Origin of the sequence: Nostoc sp. ChiSLP03a, from assembly GCF_034531215.2 — a bacterium.
Classification (GTDB): domain Bacteria; phylum Cyanobacteriota; class Cyanobacteriia; order Cyanobacteriales; family Nostocaceae; genus Nostoc.
On record NZ_JAVRBQ020000011.1, the window covers coordinates 1 to 20,376 of the forward strand.

At 41.6% G+C, this 20,376-nt stretch carries 21 protein-coding genes and 1 pseudogene; 9 read left to right on the plus strand and 13 right to left on the minus strand.

Going from position 1 to position 20,376, the window contains the following annotated elements; all coding sequences use genetic code 11:
* Window positions 1-524 precede the first annotated feature (524 nt).
* The gene (locus tag RMY32_RS01550; protein WP_409882163.1) at window positions 525-800 is read left to right on the plus strand and encodes a hypothetical protein; all 276 of its coding nucleotides are present in this window, start codon (window positions 525-527) and stop codon (window positions 798-800) included.
* Between the two features lie 48 nt (window positions 801-848).
* Here the strand turns inward: RMY32_RS01550 and RMY32_RS01555 are convergent, their stop codons facing one another.
* The 9 genes from RMY32_RS01555 to RMY32_RS01595 all read right to left on the minus strand — a co-directional run bounded on the left by RMY32_RS01555 (window position 849) and on the right by RMY32_RS01595 (window position 8,976).
* Entirely contained in the window at window positions 849-1,232 is a 384-nt protein-coding gene (locus RMY32_RS01555) for a hypothetical protein (RefSeq protein ID WP_289799826.1), read from the minus strand.
* Between the two features lie 117 nt (window positions 1,233-1,349).
* Window positions 1,350-1,676 (minus strand): hypothetical protein, encoded by a 327-nt coding sequence (locus tag RMY32_RS01560; RefSeq protein ID WP_322712788.1) that lies wholly within the window; start codon window positions 1,674-1,676, stop codon window positions 1,350-1,352.
* A 522-nt stretch (window positions 1,677-2,198) separates the two neighbouring features.
* The gene (locus tag RMY32_RS01565; RefSeq protein ID WP_322712790.1) at window positions 2,199-3,089 is read right to left on the minus strand and encodes an isopenicillin N synthase family dioxygenase; all 891 of its coding nucleotides are present in this window, start codon (window positions 3,087-3,089) and stop codon (window positions 2,199-2,201) included.
* A gap of 4 nt (window positions 3,090-3,093) precedes the next feature.
* Complete coding sequence (locus tag RMY32_RS01570) at window positions 3,094-3,279, minus strand: hypothetical protein (RefSeq protein ID WP_322712791.1); 186 nt, start codon at window positions 3,277-3,279, stop codon at window positions 3,094-3,096.
* Entirely contained in the window at window positions 3,276-3,692 is a 417-nt protein-coding gene (locus RMY32_RS01575) for a 5'-nucleotidase C-terminal domain-containing protein (protein ID WP_322712793.1), read from the minus strand. Before RMY32_RS01575 ends, RMY32_RS01570 begins: the two co-directional genes overlap by 4 nt.
* On the minus strand, window positions 3,689-4,162 hold the full coding sequence (locus RMY32_RS01580) for a hypothetical protein (protein WP_322712795.1): 474 nt from the start codon (window positions 4,160-4,162) through the stop codon (window positions 3,689-3,691). The genes RMY32_RS01575 and RMY32_RS01580 overlap by 4 nt, the downstream gene beginning before the upstream one ends.
* Window positions 4,163-4,286: 124 nt before the next feature.
* The gene (locus RMY32_RS01585) at window positions 4,287-7,280 is read right to left on the minus strand and encodes a UPF0182 family protein (protein WP_322712797.1); all 2,994 of its coding nucleotides are present in this window, start codon (window positions 7,278-7,280) and stop codon (window positions 4,287-4,289) included.
* A gap of 183 nt (window positions 7,281-7,463) precedes the next feature.
* Window positions 7,464-7,679: a hypothetical protein gene (locus RMY32_RS01590; RefSeq protein WP_289799833.1), complete on the minus strand. Its 216-nt coding sequence runs from the start codon at window positions 7,677-7,679 to the stop codon at window positions 7,464-7,466.
* Window positions 7,663-8,976, minus strand: a complete 1,314-nt coding sequence (locus RMY32_RS01595; RefSeq protein WP_322712799.1) for a cytochrome P450 — start codon at window positions 8,974-8,976, stop codon at window positions 7,663-7,665. The genes RMY32_RS01590 and RMY32_RS01595 overlap by 17 nt, the downstream gene beginning before the upstream one ends.
* Window positions 8,977-9,076: 100 nt before the next feature.
* Here RMY32_RS01595 and RMY32_RS01600 point away from each other — a divergent pair, with 100 nt between their 5' ends.
* The 4 genes from RMY32_RS01600 to RMY32_RS01615 all read left to right on the plus strand — a co-directional run bounded on the left by RMY32_RS01600 (window position 9,077) and on the right by RMY32_RS01615 (window position 11,710).
* Window positions 9,077-9,268 (plus strand): hypothetical protein, encoded by a 192-nt coding sequence (locus RMY32_RS01600; protein ID WP_409882164.1) that lies wholly within the window; start codon window positions 9,077-9,079, stop codon window positions 9,266-9,268.
* 130 nt (window positions 9,269-9,398) lie between these two features.
* Window positions 9,399-9,749 carry a PadR family transcriptional regulator gene (locus RMY32_RS01605; protein ID WP_322712802.1) on the plus strand — a complete coding sequence of 117 codons (351 nt, stop codon included), beginning with the start codon at window positions 9,399-9,401 and terminating at the stop codon, window positions 9,747-9,749.
* Window positions 9,688-10,158, plus strand: coding sequence for a hypothetical protein (locus RMY32_RS01610; RefSeq protein ID WP_322712804.1), 471 nt, complete (start codon window positions 9,688-9,690; stop codon window positions 10,156-10,158). The genes RMY32_RS01605 and RMY32_RS01610 overlap by 62 nt, the downstream gene beginning before the upstream one ends.
* Before the next feature lie 316 nt (window positions 10,159-10,474).
* Entirely contained in the window at window positions 10,475-11,710 is a 1,236-nt protein-coding gene (locus RMY32_RS01615; protein WP_322712806.1) for a DUF4336 domain-containing protein, read from the plus strand.
* A gap of 201 nt (window positions 11,711-11,911) precedes the next feature.
* On the opposite strand, the gene RMY32_RS01620 is transcribed toward RMY32_RS01615, so the two are convergent.
* The 4 genes from RMY32_RS01620 to RMY32_RS01635 all read right to left on the minus strand — a co-directional run bounded on the left by RMY32_RS01620 (window position 11,912) and on the right by RMY32_RS01635 (window position 16,482).
* Window positions 11,912-12,886, minus strand: coding sequence for an MvdD family ATP-grasp ribosomal peptide maturase (locus RMY32_RS01620; protein WP_322712808.1), 975 nt, complete (start codon window positions 12,884-12,886; stop codon window positions 11,912-11,914).
* 270 nt (window positions 12,887-13,156) lie between these two features.
* Window positions 13,157-14,146: an MvdC family ATP-grasp ribosomal peptide maturase gene (locus RMY32_RS01625; protein ID WP_322712809.1), complete on the minus strand. Its 990-nt coding sequence runs from the start codon at window positions 14,144-14,146 to the stop codon at window positions 13,157-13,159.
* Between the two features lie 179 nt (window positions 14,147-14,325).
* Entirely contained in the window at window positions 14,326-14,622 is a 297-nt protein-coding gene (locus RMY32_RS01630) for a microviridin/marinostatin family tricyclic proteinase inhibitor (protein ID WP_322712811.1), read from the minus strand.
* A 369-nt stretch (window positions 14,623-14,991) separates the two neighbouring features.
* Window positions 14,992-16,482: a glutamine synthetase family protein gene (locus RMY32_RS01635; RefSeq protein WP_322712812.1), complete on the minus strand. Its 1,491-nt coding sequence runs from the start codon at window positions 16,480-16,482 to the stop codon at window positions 14,992-14,994.
* 392 nt (window positions 16,483-16,874) lie between these two features.
* On the opposite strand from RMY32_RS01635, the gene RMY32_RS01640 reads away from it, so the two are divergent.
* From RMY32_RS01640 to RMY32_RS01655, 4 genes and pseudogenes are all read left to right on the plus strand, one after another.
* Window positions 16,875-17,678: an aldo/keto reductase gene (locus tag RMY32_RS01640; protein WP_322712813.1), complete on the plus strand. Its 804-nt coding sequence runs from the start codon at window positions 16,875-16,877 to the stop codon at window positions 17,676-17,678.
* A 248-nt stretch (window positions 17,679-17,926) separates the two neighbouring features.
* On the plus strand, window positions 17,927-19,540 hold the full coding sequence (locus RMY32_RS01645; RefSeq protein ID WP_322712815.1) for a filamentous hemagglutinin N-terminal domain-containing protein: 1,614 nt from the start codon (window positions 17,927-17,929) through the stop codon (window positions 19,538-19,540).
* Between the two features lie 127 nt (window positions 19,541-19,667).
* Window positions 19,668-20,258 carry a transposase family protein gene (locus RMY32_RS01650; RefSeq protein WP_409882166.1) on the plus strand — a complete coding sequence of 197 codons (591 nt, stop codon included), beginning with the start codon at window positions 19,668-19,670 and terminating at the stop codon, window positions 20,256-20,258.
* Window positions 20,259-20,272: 14 nt separating this feature from the next.
* Window positions 20,273-20,376, plus strand: a pseudogene (locus tag RMY32_RS01655) (transposase family protein); the annotation flags it as partial.

Here is a 20,376-nt window from a genome sequence, read left to right on the forward strand (position 1 = left end):
TTTTTATAAAGCTGCATAGAATTCGATCCCCCCTAGCCCCCCTTATAAAGGGAGGAACCAGAAAAACATATCAAAGTCCCCCTTAAAAAGGGGGATTTAGGGGGATCTAGATATGTGTAACTTCACATTAAATTGGTATAAGGTAATTTGTAATTGATAATGACGCTTTCTACGAGATGCTAAAAAGCGAGGTTTTGAACCTAAATTTTCTCGATCAATCTCTTGAAACAATAATTTGTACTCAGTTATATAGATATTTCAGTAACTAATATTACTAAAATTATGCATAATTTATTTTCGTTAAAACTCGATAATTACTAATAAAAATTTTTCAACTACCGCTTGACAAGTATAAATTTATACATTATTATCAAAATACGATCGAGGCGATCGCTAAATCCCGCAAAGAAGACAGCGATCGCCTTTATCTAAACCCCAAAATCGATAAAGACGATCGCCAAATCCCGCAAAGAAGACAGCGATCGCCTTTATCTAAACCCCAATATCGGAGTATGAATATCATCATGTCACAATTACCAGAATCTGCCCAGTCCAAGTTAAAACAGTTTTTGTCTGGGGAAAATTTCGATACATCCACCAGCCATCAACCAACCCGACAGCCATTACCCCGAAGAGAACCGATAAAACATACATTGATTGGTTCTGCCAAAGCCGTTACCAGCACCATCCACTATTTACAAGTAATTGGTTATGCCAGCGTTGGAGACTGGAGTCCACTTGTACCCACCGAGAACCCAGATCGGGTAATGAGCATTTTAATCCGCCAGATTCTAATCTAATAACCTAAACGTAGAGACTAGCAATTGCTAGTCTCTTTTCTATTCGATTTACAAAGCAGTAGGTGCGGGTTCACCAACAGCAGAAACCACATTTTTACGCACATTACGCTTGCGATCGCTTTTACGAATACCTCCAGCCATCTGATATTCATAGCTATTCTTACCAAATTTATAAGCAATACCACGCAAAATTTGCTCAGAATAATCTGCTAAATCTTGCTCATTTTCAAGGATCTGGGTTAGCAAGACATCAATAGTAGAGAGGGTAGTATTGTATGCTTCTAGAGATTGTCGCAGACTTTCGATTTTTCCAGTATAATCTTTGACTGACAATCCCTCTCCGACATCTAGACTTGAATTGATAGATTTAACGCTTGCTAGACGTGTTTCAGCTTTGCCAAGAATACGTGAATTTCGTTTTGGTCTTGCCATAATTGCTACTGATTTTTCAAATTTTCCATAACTCTATAATGGACAACTGTTTCAAAAGTTGTCATACGTAAAATTATTGGTTTTTATTTAAAAACCTAAAATTTAAGTAATTTCCGGCTATTTTTGATAACGTGAAGGCGGAAGTTGATGCAGAGTGCGCGAAACACTCAAACGTGAAGGCAAAATTCGATCCAGCCAAGGCAGAATTTGATCCAGAGTGCGCGAAACACTCAAACGTGAAGGCAAAATTCGATCCAGCCAAGGCGGAATTTGATCCAGAGTGCGCGAAACACTCAAACGTGAAGGCAAAATTCGATCCAGCCAAGGCGGAATTTGATCCAGAGCGCGCGAAACACTCAAACGTGAAGGCAAAATTCGATCCAGCCAAGGCGGAATTTGATCCAGAGTGCGCGAAACACTCAAACGTGAAGGCGCGGTGTACACACATCTCTAAAAATCCTACCCACCCAATATTTCTGTTCAAATGAAAGTCCCACACTGAGCAAATATCCCGCCCGGAACTTTAGTTCCGGGCTGATAAGCGAAAGTCCTCTAAAAGAGGACTAAACTAAATTTCTTGTTTAGTCTTCTTTTAGAAGACTTTGGTTATGAGACTCGGAATTTATTCCGAGGCTAAAGTTCCGGGCTGATAAGCGAAAGTCCTCTAAAAGAGGACTAAACTAAATTTCTTGTTTAATCTTCTTTTAGAAGACTTTGGTTATGAGACTCGGAATTTATTCCGAGGCGGGATAGATACACTGCACCAACACTTGTGTGTACACCGTAGAGGGGTTGGGGGTGGGGTTCTTTTTTTATGGGTAATTTGGCGGACATGATATGAGAACTTAAAACTACGTTCAATAATTGAGAACATTCTCAACTATTTATCGAAAGCTTAAAAACCTGCCCTTGAAAGGGGAATAAAGGGGGGTCTATTCAACTTATGCAAGAGGCCTACTTTCTTAATTACGAATTCCCATAAGTTGCTTGTAAACGTTGTAAAAGATATTCTCCCGCCAGTATAGGCGGATAAATAGGCGATTGTTCTTTCTGGCAACTCTCCAAACAACTAATTTCTGTATCATCATTAGGATGACAGAAAAAAGCCATAGAATACCGCGACTGATTTACCCTGTTATCACTGGGAATCATCACTCGATGCTTAGTTGAGCAAAATCGATGATTTGTCCACCGTTGCATTAAATCACCAGTATTGACTATTACAGTATCAGGAATTGCAGGCACAACAATCCACTCTCTAGATACTGTCTGTACTTCTAACCCGCCAATGTCATCTTGAAAAAGCAAGGTAATACTGCCATAATCGGAATGCTCGCCAGCACGCACCTGTCCGGGTTTCGGTGGTGTCTGCAATGGCGGATAGTGTAATAGTCGCAACGTATGATTTTGTTGATTATGTCTGATAGTAAAAAAATCTTCTGGCAATTCCAATGCCAACGCATAAGCTTGTAATATCGTATTAGCAAGTTCTGTACAACAAGCGTAGAAGGTGACAAGAGAAGCATTTATCCCTACCGCTTGTTTATTGACATTAAATGCCTCTTTTAAATCGCCTGGTTGATTGGGGTTAAGACGTTCTCTTTCAATCCCAACGTAACCCATATTACTAAATTCATCACTCCAAGCTTGTTTTTGCTTAACTTCTAAAGCTAAATTGAAAAAAGATTTGCTGTGAGTGAATACTTCCTCGATTAGGTTTTTTGGTATTCCCGAATTTTGCAAGTACATGAAGCCAATTTCATGACAAGCCTCATAAATTTGTTTGATCACAGCTTGCCGAGTTATTGCGTTGCTTTTAGTAAAATTAGTGAAATCAATTACTGGAATTTTGACCATTGATTCAAAATACCACATCTTTACGCAGCTTCAGATTTTGAATGCGAGTATCTTCGGTAGCTGGTACATCCTCCTGAGCAAATGGAATCTGTTTAAAGTTAGCAGCCAGATATTCTGCTAATGCATCTTGTTCAGAACCATCAGCAGCAAAGGTAGATAAACCTGTACGTTTAGCATCTTTTGATATCAATAGGACTTACGCAAAAACCCTCTCAAACTCTCATTCCTCCGTGACCTCTGCGCCCTCTGCGGTTCGTTTTCCGTTACCCGTGCGTAAGTCCTAATCAAATCAACCCGTTCTCTTTTAGGAAAAGGATAACCATCACCACCATTTGCGAGGAAGTTTAAGGTGACAGCGCGGAAGATGCGATTAGAGTCACCCACTAACTCTGCATTTTTCACCACTACATCAATAATTTTGCCTTTTCCATCTTTGATAGCTAGGGATTTAACACGCTTACCTGCTGGCAAATCTGGATCAAAGCTAAAGGCTAATCCCGCTATTTGGGGAAAACTGCCAGGGGTAGCACCTGGTGCGATGCCTGCTACACTGTGTTGAATTATTACTAATAGTTCTTTCGCATTCAAAGTTACTAAAGTCAAGCCATTGTTGAACCGTAAAGCATTGGTGATATCAAGTTGGGAAATTTTGTAGCTGGGTAATCTTCTTTAGCACGCAGCAAGTCAGCGACAACACCCGTACCTAAATCAAATTCGTGATTGCCAAAGGCGATCGCACCAAACCCAAGAGCATTTAAAATTAAAATATCTCCCCGCCCCTGTCCACCAAAAGCTGTGTCACTGGCAAATAAAAAGGGACTGGGAATATAAGCATCTCCAGATGAAAGAATTAAGGTATTAGGATAATCAGGCTTACCGTCGCGATTAGCATCCTGATTTTTCAGTGCATTCAACACCGCCGAAAAGTTCGGTGCATCCTTCAGCGCCGGGACACCTGCTTCTTGATCGGAAGTATGTAAAAGTTGTAATGTGAACCCTGACTTCTGTGCTGTTTTAACTTGCACCACACCACCAGCAGTTCCTAAAAATAAAAATATGCTAGATATAATCAAGCTAGTCTTTAAATCTCGGCGATTAAACTTACTGAAAAATTTACTTTTCCGATTTAAATTCTAAAAAATAAATTATCCCAAATTATTTATAGATTTGTAGGGGCGCAAGGACTTGCGCCCCTACTTAACCTGGCGGGGCTGCTTCTTCAAAGGGACGGATAATCGCCGGCGCTGGTGTAACTTCTGGTTTAAAAATTCCTTGCAATGCTTGTTCTAAGGTTTGCGCCATGACAATCCGGTTTTCGTAAGCTACTACTACTCGTACCAAGGTTGGCAGACTATTCTGTGTGGCTTCTATATAGATTGGCTCGACATACAGCAGCGATTGCTGAATGGGAATTACTAGTAAATTGCCTTGAATCGCTCTCGAACCCTGGCGATTCCATAAGGAAATTTGCTGAGAAATTACTGGGTCTTGGTTAATCCGCGCCTCGATTTGCTCTGTTCCGTAAATCAGGCGTTCTTTAGGAAAGACGTATAGCAACAGCTTACCGTAGTTTTTGCCATCCGATCGCGCCGCTAACCAAGCGATTAAATTAGTCCGCTGTTTGGGAGTATAAGGTAAAAACAGAAGAAATTCTTCTCTACGAGAGGCTTTGCCAACAAAGTCTACGGTGGGTAAACTTGTAATCAAATAATATGGCTCTACCGGACGAGGTTCGCTACCATAGATTTCATTCGGAATTTGCCACTGGTCTTCCCGATTGTAAAATACTTGGGGGTCGGTCATGTGGTAAGTCATCAACCGCTCAGATTGAATTTTGAAAAAGTCCTCTGGATATCGGGTATGACTGCGGAGATTGACTGGCATTGTACTGAGCGGTTTGAACATATTGGGAAATATCGCTGACCAAGTGGCAATGATTGGATCGCTTCGATCGGCAATGTAAAACTTCACAGTCCCGTGATAGGCATCAATTACTACTTTGATAGAATTGCGAATGTAATTGATACCATCGCTACCCGTGTCTGAATAAGGATAGCGATCGCTCGTTGTGTAAGCGTCAACAATCCAATAAAGATAACTGGGATTACTGGGGAAATCTTGATTAGCAGCAGCAGCAACTAAATAAGGGTCGCTGTCAAATTTGAGGAAGGGGGCGATCGCTTGAATTCTTTGCTTGATATTTCGTCGCAGTAGCACTTTTGTATCTGGCAAAAAGTCCCGCGTCAGCATCATCTGCCAATCTTTCAAATACATTGCAAATAGCCACCGTCGCCATATTGAACCGATTTCAACGCCACCTAGACCCTCATAAGAGTTGTAAACATTATCACTACCGCTAGGATAGTCTAGCTCTCTAACTCTTGTGCCAGTCATTACATAAGTATTCGTAATTTCACCGTAATAAATCCGGGGTTGCCCAATGGGAATACTTTCACGAACGGCTTGATTAGAAGTTGTGAGAGCGCTACTATTACCGCTAATATCTTTAACAAAATATTCTGGTAGTCCACCCGGCCCAACTGTATTAACTGGACTAACAGTAAACCCGAAACCGTGGGTATAAATTAAATGGCGATTAACCCATGTTTGAGCTTCCTGTGGTACGGCAGTGTAATCTAATTCTCGCGCGGCAATTAATACTTGCCGCCGTTCTGTTGAGTCAACTGCTTCCTGCTTAGGTTCTGGCGGCTGAGGTGAAGGTTCATCTGTTTTGAGAGTATATCGATCGATATCGGCATCAGGGAACCGATAATAGGGCCGAATTTGTTGCAGTTGACGGTTAGTTTCTAAAAGTGGTCGCTCATCCCAAAGGCGAATATTCCGAATTGTCGAGGCATTCTTTTGAATATCAACTTCAGTCAGTGTTCCTTGCGGGTTGAAGCTTCTAGAATCAATCGCCTCTAAATCGAATGCTTGACGAGTTAAGGCAATAGTCCGCTGAATGTAAGGTTGCTCTCGTTGCAACTCATTAGGTTGAACAATTAAATATTGCACCACAGTGGGTAAAACAACATCAGCAGCTATAACTAATACTAAATAAACCCCTAACCCATAAAAGAAAAAGCGACGATACCGAGATTTGGATTTCCAGAAAAACGTTCGCCAAAGCAGGTAAGTTGCGATCGCTACTGCCACAATGCCCAAAACGGTGTAAGCTGGCAACTGAACTGTCACATCGGTATAGCTAGCACCATAACTCACTCCCCGGCTAGAATACACCAGTTCATAGCGACTTTGCCAATAACTAAAAGCCACTACTAGCATCAACAAGCCACCCATACCGAATAAATGACGCTGCTGCTGGGGTGAAAAACCGGGGAAAATTCCCTGACTCAAACTATCTGCCGACAAAAGATAAGTGAGGGTAACGGCGACGAAGCCATACAAACATAATCCCATCAGCCAGAGTTCTAGCAGTTCCCAAAAAGGTAAAGAAAATACGTAAAAGCTGATATCTCGACCAAATAAAGGCTCAGTGCTGTTGAAAAGTGTAGGGTGCAAAAATTCCAGCACCTTTGGCCAGTGTCGGAAGATGATGAAAGCAAAAATGGGACTCGAAAGAATTGCGATCGCAGTCAGTAAAAATTGCGGATAGATTAAAATGGCGATCGCTACTCCCCCAATTAAACCGAGATACCAGAGTTGAGAGAGAATCTGCTTCAAAAGTTGCCAGATTGTCTCCAGTCGAAATAGAGCGGGAACAGGTAGAATAGCCTGATTAACTGGAGAATGCCAGTAGAAAAGAGCAATTTGACCATAGTGAGCCAGCATTAACCCAATTAACAAGCTCAATATCAGAGTTAAGGGTAATAACCAGCGCAATTTTAATGCTTGAGGGCGTTGTGGCGTAAGTATCCGGGTTTCGTTGCGTCTTGGATAATTAGGACTGAGAAAATTTGTTAATTCACTGTTGAGTTCTGCTTGCTCAATCTTTAACTGGGAATATTTTAGCCGTTGTGCTAAAGCCAGGTTTAACAGTAGATAGGCAGCAGTTATCCCAGCCACGACTACCCACAAAATACCACGAGTCAGCAGCCTCAACAAAAATACTTGCAGATAGCCGACTTCCCGAAACCAAAAAATCTCTGCTCCCAAACGGCAACCCAGATCCAACAGTAGCCACAGCCCCAAAAATCCGATTAATAGCCTAAAGCCCCATTTCCAATACATTGATATGTAATTTAAGAAGAACGCCAATTTTCTATTTGCAAACCATTTACTCTTTGAAATTCTCGAACATTAGATGTTACAACAAAAAGCTAAACCACATCTAGTTTGCATATCTAAAATTTATATAATTTTTGTGGGGTGGGCAACATAAGCGCCGTAATTATGCGAGTAAATAACCCATCATTAAAACTCGATTTCGTTAGGTGGTAGCAGTTCGTCTCGGTAGGACTCAAAAATAATACTTTCTACTACACCTTGATGTTGCATAATAGTTTCTGGCCAAGTCATGGGTTTTGTTTCTAAGAAAGTAACAAAGACTTTGCTTTCAGTAATGCCTTGTGGTTTTTCAGCTAGTTCGATTTTGCCGTTTTTATAAATTCCTTCAATGGTTCGTAGCATTGTTTTTACCTCCTCTCGAAATTCTAGTAGTATTTATTACTGAACTGGTGGTTCCTGATGCTTTGTCGAACTCAATATAGAGGTGCTTTAGTGTCCGCATGAGTACATTTGGTAAATATTGGTATCCTTCTTGTGCCAAGCGAATGTCCTTCAGGCGTAGCAGCAAACGCTGATATGCAATCTGCATTTCCTTACGAGCAAGCATGGCGCCCAAGCAAAAATGAATGCCATGACCAAAAGATAGGTGGTTGCTGGCATTATGGCGGCGCACATCGAAACGCTCACCTTCAATAAATTTTAGCGAGTCGCGGTTAGCAGCATCGAAGCGGAGCATCACTAAAGACCCAGCTTTGAGATCGACATCTTGGAGCTTTGTATCTTCCGTCACAACTCGCCACATTCCTGCTGTCGGACTTTGCATTCGTAAAACTTCTTCAACAAAGTTCTCTAACAGAGAAATATCTGTTTGTACCAACTTCATCTGCTCTTTGTTGTTTGTCAGCAACAACATCCCACCTGCGATCGCACTGGTGACAGTCTCATTGCCTGCCACTAATATTTGCTGAATTATACTCAGTAGTTCAGCAGTGTCGAGCGATCGCTCTCCATCCACTTTTGCTTGTACCAAGTCAGTAATCAAATCATCTTGAGGCTGTTTTTGGCGTGACTCTATGACATCATGAAAATAATGCTGGAAAGCGACAACATCTTTAGCACACTCGATCTCTTGCTCTCTAGAAAGTAAGTTACCTAAACGCGCAATAAAAGCATCAGACCATTGCTTGAACTTGGGCAAATCTGCTTGCGGCACACCTAACTGTTGAGCAATAACTTTGAGCGGTAAGGGTACGGCAAACTCACTGACAAATTCACACTTGCCGCGATCAATAAAGCTGTCAATCAGTTCATCAACAATTTGCTCAATCAAGTCACGCATTTTGTTGATACGCGATGAGGTGAATGCCTTATTCACCAGCGAGCGAAATCGCTCGTGTTCTGGTGGGTCTGCTGTGAGTAGGGTGTTCATCTGAGGCCAGCCTTGAGCAGCAATTTTCTGCAACTCTTGATCGTGTTGTTCTTTGCCAGCTAGTAAAGTCGAGAAATTGCTAGAGAATACTCTTGTATCCTTAAGAATTTCGAGCGCTAAGTCATAGCGAGTAACAAGAAAGAGTTTTGCTTCTGTTGAGGGACTTGGTAGCTCCATAATTGGTGCTTGCTCCTGTGCCAGCTTGTAGAATTCATAAGGGCACACAAGCACTTCTGGATCGAAGAAGTTGTAGTCTGACAGATGCTTCATGCTTCTAATGACGGTCAGTGATGGTTTGCTGTGACTGATTTTGAGTCAACATCATCTTAACAAGTTACTCACCGTCGGCTCATTGGCGATCGCAGTTTAGGTGCAACGAAAACTGCAACGCTCATCAATGCAAATTCTGACGCAGCCGGAGCGCGATCGCACTCTCAACAAGCTTAAGGTAGGTGGTCAATCAACTGCGGGCAAAGCAGTTGATGCCTTCATTAAGGAGTTAAAGCATCAGTCAAGTCACCCCCAGATGTCAGATACTTTGGTGGATAAGGAAATGCAATAATTGTTACCTGACAACCCTGAATTATCAAATTTTTAAGATATACTATAAAAAGAGAAAGTACCCATCCTTATCTCGTGAGCATCCTAGAGAAAAGATGCTCACCACTACTAAATTGATTGGAGTTAATGCAATGGAAACTACCCTAAACCACTCAGCTCGAGGCCCCACTAATGTCGAAATTTCACCCAGAGAAGAACTCGTCCTCCTTGCCCTCTACAGCAAAGAACTCTATGGTCTGCAAATACCGCAGGCTGTGGAAGAAGCTAGCGGAGGTAAACGCCGAATCGGTATTGGCACGCTTTACCCTGTTCTCCATTCTTTGGAGAAAAAGGGACTTGTCGAATCCCGTTGGGGAGACGAAGGACGTGAAGAAAGAGGAGGAGCTAGGCGGCGCTATTACAAACTCTCAGGCAGCGGAGTTGCAACCTTGGAAGCCTTCCAAGCCTTCAGACATAATCTTATGGCTTGGCAATCTACCTGAAGAAGAAGTAGCTTTTCTGACATTTGAAGATTCGGATAATCTGGAACAGATGCGGCAAAGGTTAAAAGAAAAAGAAGCCATGCTGGAAGTTTTGGAAGAAAACTCAAAGTTAGAAAAAAGACTTCGCAAGTATAGACCAAAACATTTTCCTGAAACTTTGCCAAGTGTACAGGTAGCATCTTTTATAGCCGGCCTTTTCCCTGAACAAGCTCGCGAGGAATGCGAGGAATGGCTAGGAGATTTGTACGAGCAGAATCGTGAAATGCTTCGCAAAGGTGATCCACCTTTGAAAGTCCACACCACTAATCTTGTGAGAACTGCCATTTTGGTGCTGTCTGCCTTAGAAATCAAGTTAAAAGACCTCTTATCAATACTAGTTCAAAGAAACCTTAGAAAAACTGTTATATAGCCAATGTTCACTCAGAGCAGGATTTTTTCCTGCTCTGTTTTTGTAATTCGGCATAAAACCAGCAAACAGGCAAATATAGCAGTGCTAGTTTTACCCTAAGACAGACTCTAGACAAAACGAACTGTAAACGATTGTGTACAAAACTAGAGCGTGATCGCGGTAAACTTTCGGTAAAAAGATTCTTTTACCAACAAGTGTTGTGTTGTGTTGTGTAGGGATTTTAGCCAGTTGCTCTCGCCCGACAAGCGTGCTATACCAATCTTGTAGCCACTACAGCACTCTCATAATTGGCCCACGCCAAGACAATGGAACGACGATGAATTCACAAGGATCTCAGTCGAAGGTTGAAGTACGAGATCGAGGGATGTCTCCTTTGAACAACCCCAAGGATTGGTCATGGCCATTCTGGGCTGCTGTCCCACTTTACCCCTACGGCAGGCGGCGGACACTTCGTCAGGAAATAGTTCAGGACACTATCTGGACATTCGATCAGCTTCACGGCATTCTCTACACCATCGTGCCGATTCGTATGACTGTGGTCAAGCTCTCTGGCGGCGGACTTCTGGTCTATGCACCTGTTGCTCCAACAACTGAGTGTGTCCGCTTGGTTAATGAGTTGGTAGCAAAGCACGGTGAAGTTAAGTACATCTTACTGCCAACCAGTTCGGGTCTGGAGCATAAAGTCTTCGTTGGCCCCTTTGCTCGTCGCTTTCCTCAAGCACAAGTGTTTGTTGCCCCGCACCAGTGGAGTTTCCCGTTCAATCTGCCGCTTAGTTGGCTAGGTTTTCCCCAAAAACGAACTCAAGAACTTCCAGAGGACTCAAGCCTTGCTCCCTTCGCTTTGGAGTTTGACTATGCAATATTAGACATCGACTTGGGACGAGGATCTTTTGCAGAAGTTGCAGTGTTTCACAAGCGATCGCGCACTCTGCTTGTAACTGATTCTATACTTTCTGTGCCAGTTGACCCACCAGAAATCCTCCAATTAGATCCTTATCCCTTACTGTTTCATGCCAGGGATAATGCCTGGGAAACAATCGAGGACAATGAAGACAACCGTCGCAAAGGATGGCAACGCATTTCACTGTTTGCGCTTTACTTCCGTCCAAGTGCTTTGGAAGTTGCTTCAATCGGACAGATGTTTCGTGATGCTCTCAAAGCACCAGAGCGATCGCTAAAAACGTACTTTGGTTTATTTCCTTTTCGCTGGCAAGAAACCTGGAAGCAGGCATTCGACGCTCTAAGAGGTCAGGGACGACCATTTGTCGCACCGATTTTGCAAATCCTCATTTTTCCTCAAGCACCAAGACAAGTCCTCAAATGGGCTGATACAGTTGCAAGTTGGGATTTTCAGCAGATTATTTCCTGTCACTTTGAATCGCTAATTAAAGCAAATCCGCGTCAATTTCGGCAAGCATTTGCTTTTCTGGAAAAAAATCTTTCTTCTAGCGAAAGCCAGCTTTTATTGGAGGAAGACTTAAAATTTATTCAAGAACTTGAAGCAAGTCTAGTTAAACGCGGTATCGCAATGCCAGCTAAAGAGGATGTCTGAGAAGTATCAAATATTTATTGATCCCCCCTAACCCACGCCAGTCGCTCATGGGGGAAACCCCCAAGACCGCGCTGGCTCCCCTTAAAAAAGGGGGGAATAAGAGTCTTAAAGTCCCCCTTTTTAAGGGGGATTTAGGGGGATCTCCAAGGATTAGATGTATATAAAAGAACTTTTCAGACATCCTATAAAGAGAATTTGTAATCAACTAGCTGAATTATTTAAAACCTCAGCGATCGCCTGGGAAATCGGTAAGCCAGGAGAGCGTTCCAGCCAGAAGAACTCGCCAACTGGGTTAACTTCCAGGAATACATGACGACCATCAGGAGTCAAAATAATATCAAGCGCCCCATAATTTAAACCAAATTCTGCCATGAGTTTGAGCAATTTTTCTTCGACATCTTCGGGCAAAGTGTATGACTCCCAAGCGTCGAGTAAGGCGATTCCTTGTTTGCGCCAGTCATAACGTGCCTTATCCAAAGCTTGAGAATCAACCGCAGCCGTTAGCACGCTTTTACCGACAATAATTGTCCGCAATTCCAATGCCTTGGGAATCTTTTCTTGAAATGTCATTGGGCAGAAACGTAAACCATCAAGGTTGTCTAGATCCTCTGAGGAAATTGGATTTGTAAACACAACTTTTTCTCGCCCTTGTTCATCATAAATAGCGAAAGAAGACAGCATTTTGGTAATCATTCCCTGCTGACACTCTTGGGCAAATTGCTTTACTGCTATTGGATTATTTGTAGTCAGAGTGCGAGGCGTATCTAGACCGATATCTCTTGCTATTTGTAATTGCAGTTGTTTATTTTCGGCTCGGCGAATATTTGGCAGAGGGTCAAGATGAAACCCCCTGATACTAGCAATCATTCCCTGAATGCTGACGCGAGATTCTTTCAGTGAAGCTTTTCTAAGTTGCCTATCCATCGAGTTGGGAATTTTTGACCCAATTGCAATGCGCCGATACCAAACTGCTGACACTTCATTTAAATCTAATGTCTGGTCATCGACACTCAAAATCACTCGCTGACTACTACCATAGTAAATATCTAACTGCATTTCTGTGGGAAATCGGTCTGTGTCAAAACGAAATGCTTTCTTTCCTTGGGCTTCAATTGCCTGAATAACTAAAGGAATACTTTCGTTATCTTGGCTGTGAGTAATGATTAAAATAGTCACGTCGCTTCGCTCCGAATTCAAAATTCAAAATTCAAAATTAATAATCCCCATAAATAAATTCGCCTCGTTCCCAGTCTTCAGACTGGGAATGTATTGCCAGAGGCTCTGCCTCTGGTCAAGCCACTGGAGGCGGAGCCTCTCAGGATGGATTCCCAGCCTCCAGGCTGGGAACCAGTCAGGGCAGGGGCTATATTTTAACTTAGTGCCATTCAGCCTTAACCCAAGCGTATTGGGTTATCAGTTGGTTGGGAATTTTTAAGTAAGAGCATTTTACTTCGGGCTTTTTGAAAGTAATGCAGATGCGATCGCAAAAGCAATTGGATAGTCCAAATCTCTCTCCAGCATTCCCCACTCTCCTGTAGGATTAATTTCTAAAAAAACATATTCTCCTGATGGCGTTTTAATTAAATCAAATGCTCCAAAAACCAGTCCAAATTTAGCCATAAAGGCATCTAAACAACGGATTAGTCGATCGGGTAATTGATGTGGTTGCCAGGTAAGAATCTCTTTTGTCTCGCGTCGCCAATCCTGGGTAGATGCTGCATATTCAGACGCATCTAGCGCCCCGACAAAGAGATTGCCATTCACATATACTGCTCGTAGTTCTTGCTGTTTAGGAATTTGTTCTTGAAACATAACTGGACAATAGCGCAGTGTTTCAGCATCCGGTAAGTCTTCTTCTTTAACGGCGCTGGTATACATGAAAAAAGAAGAGGCTTGCATCCCAGAAGAAAGAGGTCTGAGCAGCTTGACAATCATTTTTCCCTTAACTTGGTGGAAAAATTCTCGTGCTTCTTGAGGATTGTTGGTGACAAGAGTCCGAGGTATAACAAGACCTACTTCCGATGCAATCCGCAGTTGGCGTAACTTGTTTTCAGCTGCACTTATCCGGCGTAAATCATCCACCCACTTAGCATCTCTGAGGCTGTCCCAAAAGCCATCTAAGACTGCGAGTGATTCATTAGAACAGGCTGCTTGAAATTTTGGAGCCAATTCTTGACCGAGATCGGGTTGCCAAATACGCCGCATCCATACTGCTTGCACTTGCTCGGTGTTGAGGGAGCGATCGTTATATATCAGTGAATGATTGCTATCAGAATTACTTAAATTAGCTTGGAGTTGGAGTGCGATCGGAAACTTATCAGTATCAAGACGAAATGGCTGTGCACCTAGTTTTGATACTGCTTCTGCAACTTTATCTATTGTAAAATAATCACCACTATGGGTGATTAATAAAACTACATCACGAGCGAGGTGCATAAAATATTTTTATTAGTTTTTGCATTTTCACTATTGTTAACTGTTGAGAAAGCAAAATTTTAAACAAGTGAACTTAATTTTAATGAGAAGCCAACCCCTAGACGAAGTTGGCACTAACTGTATTTTTATACTGACAATAGTTTTAAAACCGCATCTCTGGTGTAATCAAAAGTATGCAGTTATACAGGTTTAGACGGCGAACTGTCATCACCATCTGAAGGATACTTCTGAGTAACAGCGTATTCATCACTATCAGAAGGGTACTTCTTAGTTACTGCGCCATCTTCTTGATCGGATGGAAACTTCAGAGTTGTTACAAGTTCATCCTTATTCTTGTTTGTGGCATTATTACATTTACCACCGATAATCGCTTTTGAGTCTTCATCAGAAAGGTCTTCAAGGCTTTGCCCTTCCAAGAATCGAGCGAAGAATGGTACTGCTTGTGAATTCAACTTTTCTGGTTTGTTTTCAGACACAACCTTTCTCCTATAAAAACTGAACTTAAATATCTCCTGTATTATATGACATATTACATACTAATATCTTTGCCAAAATGAGGTTTATACATCAACTCAACCTCGGAAATTGGCGAAGTTTGACTTACCAAAATAAGTAAATATTTATTAAAAAATAAGTATTTACTTTTGTGTAATTACGCTTGTATAAAGTTAAAAATATAATAATTTTTCTTACAGCAAGTATGGATGGGGCGCAATTGTGAAACAGTATAGCAAGGGACTGGGGACTGGGGACTGGGGATGGTGGGGCAGGTAATTATCAAAAGATTCACTTAAATATCTTAATAATCATCCTTAAAAGCGCGACATTTATAGGAATTATTTACTTCAAAATAATTCAAAATATTCTCTTTGCTCCCAGTTAGTCACCTGTTTTAAATAGTCTTCTGGTGGGCGATCGCTGACGGACTGCAAAAAGCGATTGATTTCATTCTGTTTCATCTTTATGATGAAGTTGATAAACTGCTGCCCCATTTTTTGAGCAAAAAGTTCGCTTTGGCTCAAATATGAAATCGCCTCTGGTAAACTTTTGGGTAAGGTGGGACTTTCTGTAGCATAAGGTGACTCTGTTGGGGAGCCAGGGTCAAGTTTACGATCTACACCATCTAATCCAGAAATCAATTGCGATGCCATATACAGATAAGGATTGGCTGCTGGTTCTCCAACTCGGTTTTCAATATGGGTGGTGGGGTCATCAAAACCACCTTGTAATCTAATCATTGCCCCTCGATTTTCCAATCCCCATCCGGCGCGATCGGGAGCTAGGGAATAAGGTCTAAATCTTTTGTAGCCATTAATTGTCGGGGTTGTGAACACAGAAGCGGGATTGGCGTGTTTCAGAAGACCACCAACGAAATGTTTACCTAAATCTGACATTAGGGTTTTAGAGTTTGCAGACATGAAAGCGTTCTCGCCTGTGGTTCGGTCTACCAGGGATTGGTGCAAATGCCAACCATTGGAAGAAGAACCTTGTAATCCTGGACGACACATAAATGATGCAATGTAACCTTGTTGACGGCAGATTTGCTTGGTCGCCATGCGGAATATCATCATTGTATCCGCAGCTTGCAACGCCGGAATCGGGTCAAAGGTAAATTCAAATTGACCGACACCTCCTTCATTTTCTACACTCCTTAAAGGCAATCCCATTTCAACTAAGTTTTCTGCCAAAACGCGCAGTAAATCGTGAATCTCTGGATTGTGGGATTCTAAAAGATATTGGAAACTATGCTCTACAGCGCTAACTTTGGCAGGTTCACCAGGTTTTCCAGAAGTACCAACATTAGCGATCGCTAACATTGGATCTTCTAATTTTGCCAAATACCACTCAACTTCTAAGCCGACAATATACTCCAATCCTCTTTGATGTAACTCTACCAATGATTGGCGCAAAATACCGCGACTGGAAAAGGGCATTACCTGACCATTTTGAAAGTACTCGTTACAGAGGATAAAACCAGTACGTTTTGCCCAAGGCAGAATTTTGAAGGTATCAGGGTCAGGAACAGCCACAAGATTTGGCGCACCTGTCATCAAAGGCATATCTAAACTACCGCCAGGAACAAACGGGTTAAATACTATTGCACCACCAGTATCAAACAGGAATGTCCCTGTGCTGATTTGCATACCATTTTCTAAGGCGCTGAAAAATGTCTGCGGTAAGAGCGATTTGCTGCGAACAATGCCATGCTGGTCTGACCAAGCGGTACAAATCAACAATAGATCCCGTTCTTTGACAACAGCCTCAAGCTTTTTAGATGCTTCTTTTTGGATTTCTGTCCACAGGCGATGACGCTCAATAAATCCAGGCTTTTTCATTGCACACAAAAGGTCTTAAATTAACATGGAGCCATTCTGTTGACGCTTGACGAATGTGACGATCTTAACTAGAGTTATGCATGAGTTAAAGCGTTTTAAAGCTCAATTACTTTATTTGGTTGAAATATACATTTTGGAGTGAGAATATTAGCTTATATCATTGTGAAATAAGATTCGACAGTAATAATTTTATATTTTATAATACTTAACCGTGACATGATTGCGTGGTTTCCAATTTGTAGCTCCTAATTCAATACTCCTGACTTCCTTTTTTCATAAGTTAACCAATTTTTATCAATCATTGCAGAAGATGATTAAAAATTAAGATTCATTGAGTTTTCACTAACATCATGAAGGTGTAATAGAGTAAAAGTGAGAATTGGAGCGTTGACGTGGAGTTAGTAACTATACACAGACAGCCAGCAAGCATTCTTGGTTTAGCAGGGCAATCGATAGATGCTGCAACTGTTTCATTGGCATTTGAAGCGGGGATCAATTACTTTTTCTTTTACAATTTGGAATCAGAAAACTTCTTGGATGGCTTGAAATCTCTGTTGGTAGGAAAGCGTGAGCAGACCTTGGTAGCAACAGGTAGTGAAAATCGGAATATAGAATCTTTACGCAATTACTTGGACTGTGTGCGCCATCGTTTAAATATCGCGCAAGTGGATGTATTTTTTGCTGAATATGTTTCCCCTGCTGATGACATAGGTCAACTTCAAGCGGTGCTTGACGAACTGCATTCTTGGAAAGATCAAAAACTCGTGCGTTATGTAGGAGTCACAACTCATAACCTACCCATTGCCAAACAATTAATAGAAGGACATCAATGTGACGTGCTGATGCTCCGCTATAATATGGCACATCGAAAAGCTCAAGAAGATGTTCTTCCCAGCGCTTCAAAGACAGGTATTCCAGTAGTAGCGTTTACCTGTACTCGTTGGGGGTCATTACTTAAAGGGCATCCCAACTGGCAACAAAAACCACCACTAGCAACAGATTGTTACCGAATGGCACTAAGTCATCGGGCAGTGCGTCTGGCACTTACTGCCCCAAAAAATAGGCAGCAATTACTGGAAAATCTTTCTGTGCTGCACTCACCCCAACTTTGGCAGCAGGAACTAACTCATTGGCAGGAGTATGGCGACTTAATTTATGGTGCCGGACAAGACGCTTTTGATACTCAATGGATTTAAAATCCTGGTTATTGCTAGTGGTAAAGCAATTCATCTATGGTGCTATTTTTTCTTTAAACTGCTTACAAGGGTTCTGGATAACGCATATTTAATTTCACTAAATGTCTATTAATTAATTTTAATTTTTTAAAATTTTACTCTCATCTAGTCAAAATATCTGCTGAAATAAAATTAATTATAGATAAATTTCTCAAAAAATTGATTGCATATTCACAGGTAAGAAATGAGCAAGCGAGGCTGGTTCTGATATGACAACCTGTAAAAATAGGAATTGGCACTCAGATTTATTAGAAGCTATTAGTATTATTGGAGTGCTTGCTCATGGCATATTTTCTTGTGAAAATCACGCCTTAGCCCAGATTACCCCTGATGAAACATTGGGTAATAACTCTTCAATAATCACTGGCAATGTCAATATCAAAGGTAGTGCTGCTGACCGGATTGATGGTGGAGCAATTCGCGGTACAAACCTATTCCATAGTTTCCAGGAATTCAATGTGGGTGAATTGCAGCGAGTTTATTTTGCCAATCCCACGGGAATCTCCAATATTCTCACACGGGTGACAGGAAGTAATATCTCGAATATTCTCGGCACATTGGGGGTGGATGGTGGTGCAAATTTGTTTTTGATTAATCCCAATGGCATTTTATTTGGGAACAATGCACGCCTTGATGTGGCGGGTTCGTTTGTCGGGAGTACGGCGAATTCTTTTGTGTTTGGCAATGGCTTGGAATTTAGTGCAACAAATCCTCAAACTCCTTCTGCATTACTAACAGTTAATCCTTCGGCTTTGCTATTCAATCAACTTCAGGCTGGCAGAATTGAAAACAGGTCAATTGCACCAACAGGAGATAATATCTTTGGTCTACGAGTACCAGATGCTCGAAGTCTGCTATTAGTCGGTGGAGAAATTGCCATCAACGAAGGTCAATTGAATGCTCCGGGTGGGCGAGTGGAATTGGCAGGAGTTGCAGGTGAGGGGACAATCGGACTGAATGTGGATGGTAATAATTTAAGTTTGATTGTTCCTGATAATCTAGCTAAAGCCGATATCTCACTCAGTAATCAAGCCTTGGTCAGTACCAGTGGCGAAGGTGGCGGCGCTATTCAGGTGTGGGGTAAAAAAGTTACAGTTAGTGGAGGTTCCAAGATTGAAGCCAGCACTTTAGGAGCATTACCTGGAAAAGGATTGAGTGTAAATGCTTCCGAATCAGTGCAAGTCGTTGGAGAATCACCTACTGGAATTCGCAGTGGTTTATTTGCTGAAAATTCTGGGGCAGGAGATGCAGGAGACCTGACAATTAACACCAGACAGTTACAAATCCTAGCAGGAGGAAAGATTTCATCTAGTACAACAAATGCAGGTGTGGCAGGAAATTTGACTGTGAATGCCTCAGAATCAGTGCAAATAACCGGTATTCCAGATAATCCCAACTTAGGCTCTACTGGTATGTTTGCTGCATCTAATGGAGTAGGAGACGCCGGAGACATCACGATTAACACTAGACAGTTACTCATCCAAAATGGAGCCGGAATTATAACCGATAGCGAAGGTAAAGGGGTTGGAGGGAGTATAACAGTAAATGCCGAATCAGTGCAGCTAGTCGGTACTGCTATTCTGCCACAGTTTCCTAATAGATGGTATCCGAGCAGAATAAGTTCTAACGCCTATGACATAGGGCCTGCAGGAAAAATTACGATTAACACCAATCAGTTATTAATCCAAGATGGAGCAGCGATTTCAGCTCGAACTAGCAGTAGTGGGGCTGGAGGAAGCTTGACAGTCAATGCCTCCCAATCAGTTAAACTGATAGGATCTGCTACTAATAGACATCTCCAAAATAGTAACATTCTGTGGTAAAAGAACATTAAATAGCTTTTTTGACACAGAAACATGAGCGACATACTGAATCATATTGAAGAGAATCCTAAAAGAACAAAGCGGTTAATTGGTCTGGAGTATGAACAGTTACAACAATTAATTCAAAATGCAGAGCGATTACACTCTTGAATTACAAAATTTATTAGAATCAAAAAAAGTGAGAATGATTGCTGGTGGTGGAGGTCGTAAACCAAAATTATCGCTCAAAGAACAAATAATTTTAACGTTGGTTTATCTCAGGCATCTGACTACATTTGAGCTTCTTGGTATCCAGTTTGGTGTGAGTGAGTCCACCGCAAATGATAGATTTAACTATTGGTTGCCAATACTCAGAGAATTGCTACCATCCTGTTTAATTGAACAATTAAAAAAAAACGAATCTGACTTGATGGTAGTCAAAGAAATACTTACAGATTATGAATTAATTGTAGATAGCTATGAACAAGTAAGGGAAAGACCTGTGGATAATAAAGAACAAGAAAAATATTACTCTGGTAAGGCATGTAAACATACATTTAAAAGTCAGATAATTATTTTACCAGATGCCAAGGATATCGTTGATGTTGTAGCTGGCGAACCTGGACTAAAAAGCGATATAACTTTGTTTCGAGAAAACCGCGATAACTTTGACCCAAAACAAAAATTTAAGGGAGATTTAGGATATCTTGGAGAAGATTTAATTGACACACTTTCTTAAACGCCAAGAAATCAAAGTTAACAAGTGAACAGAAAAAAGAGAACAAGGAGTTTTCATCCAACCGAGTATTTGTTGAACACCGAATTCGTTCTGTAAAAATCTTTCGAGTTGTTCAAGA

What these genes read in the sequence shown, in the direction of transcription:
- RMY32_RS01550 (WP_409882163.1), top strand. Translation starts at nt 525, where the DNA reads ATGTCACAATTACCAGAATCTGCCCAGTCCAAGTTAAAACAGTTTTTG.
- RMY32_RS01555 (WP_289799826.1), bottom strand. Translation starts at nt 1,232, where the DNA reads ATGGCAAGACCAAAACGAAATTCACGTATTCTTGGCAAAGCTGAAACA.
- RMY32_RS01565 (WP_322712790.1), bottom strand. Translation starts at nt 3,089, where the DNA reads ATGGTCAAAATTCCAGTAATTGATTTCACTAATTTTACTAAAAGCAAC.
- RMY32_RS01585 (WP_322712797.1), bottom strand. Translation starts at nt 7,280, where the DNA reads ATGTATTGGAAATGGGGCTTTAGGCTATTAATCGGATTTTTGGGGCTG.
- RMY32_RS01590 (WP_289799833.1), bottom strand. Translation starts at nt 7,679, where the DNA reads ATGCTACGAACCATTGAAGGAATTTATAAAAACGGCAAAATCGAACTA.
- RMY32_RS01595 (WP_322712799.1), bottom strand. Translation starts at nt 8,976, where the DNA reads ATGAAGCATCTGTCAGACTACAACTTCTTCGATCCAGAAGTGCTTGTG.
- RMY32_RS01605 (WP_322712802.1), top strand. Translation starts at nt 9,399, where the DNA reads ATGGAAACTACCCTAAACCACTCAGCTCGAGGCCCCACTAATGTCGAA.
- RMY32_RS01615 (WP_322712806.1), top strand. Translation starts at nt 10,475, where the DNA reads ATGAATTCACAAGGATCTCAGTCGAAGGTTGAAGTACGAGATCGAGGG.
- RMY32_RS01625 (WP_322712809.1), bottom strand. Translation starts at nt 14,146, where the DNA reads ATGCACCTCGCTCGTGATGTAGTTTTATTAATCACCCATAGTGGTGAT.
- RMY32_RS01635 (WP_322712812.1), bottom strand. Translation starts at nt 16,482, where the DNA reads ATGAAAAAGCCTGGATTTATTGAGCGTCATCGCCTGTGGACAGAAATC.
- RMY32_RS01645 (WP_322712815.1), top strand. Translation starts at nt 17,927, where the DNA reads ATGACAACCTGTAAAAATAGGAATTGGCACTCAGATTTATTAGAAGCT.
- RMY32_RS01650 (WP_409882166.1), top strand. Translation starts at nt 19,668, where the DNA reads ATGCAGAGCGATTACACTCTTGAATTACAAAATTTATTAGAATCAAAA.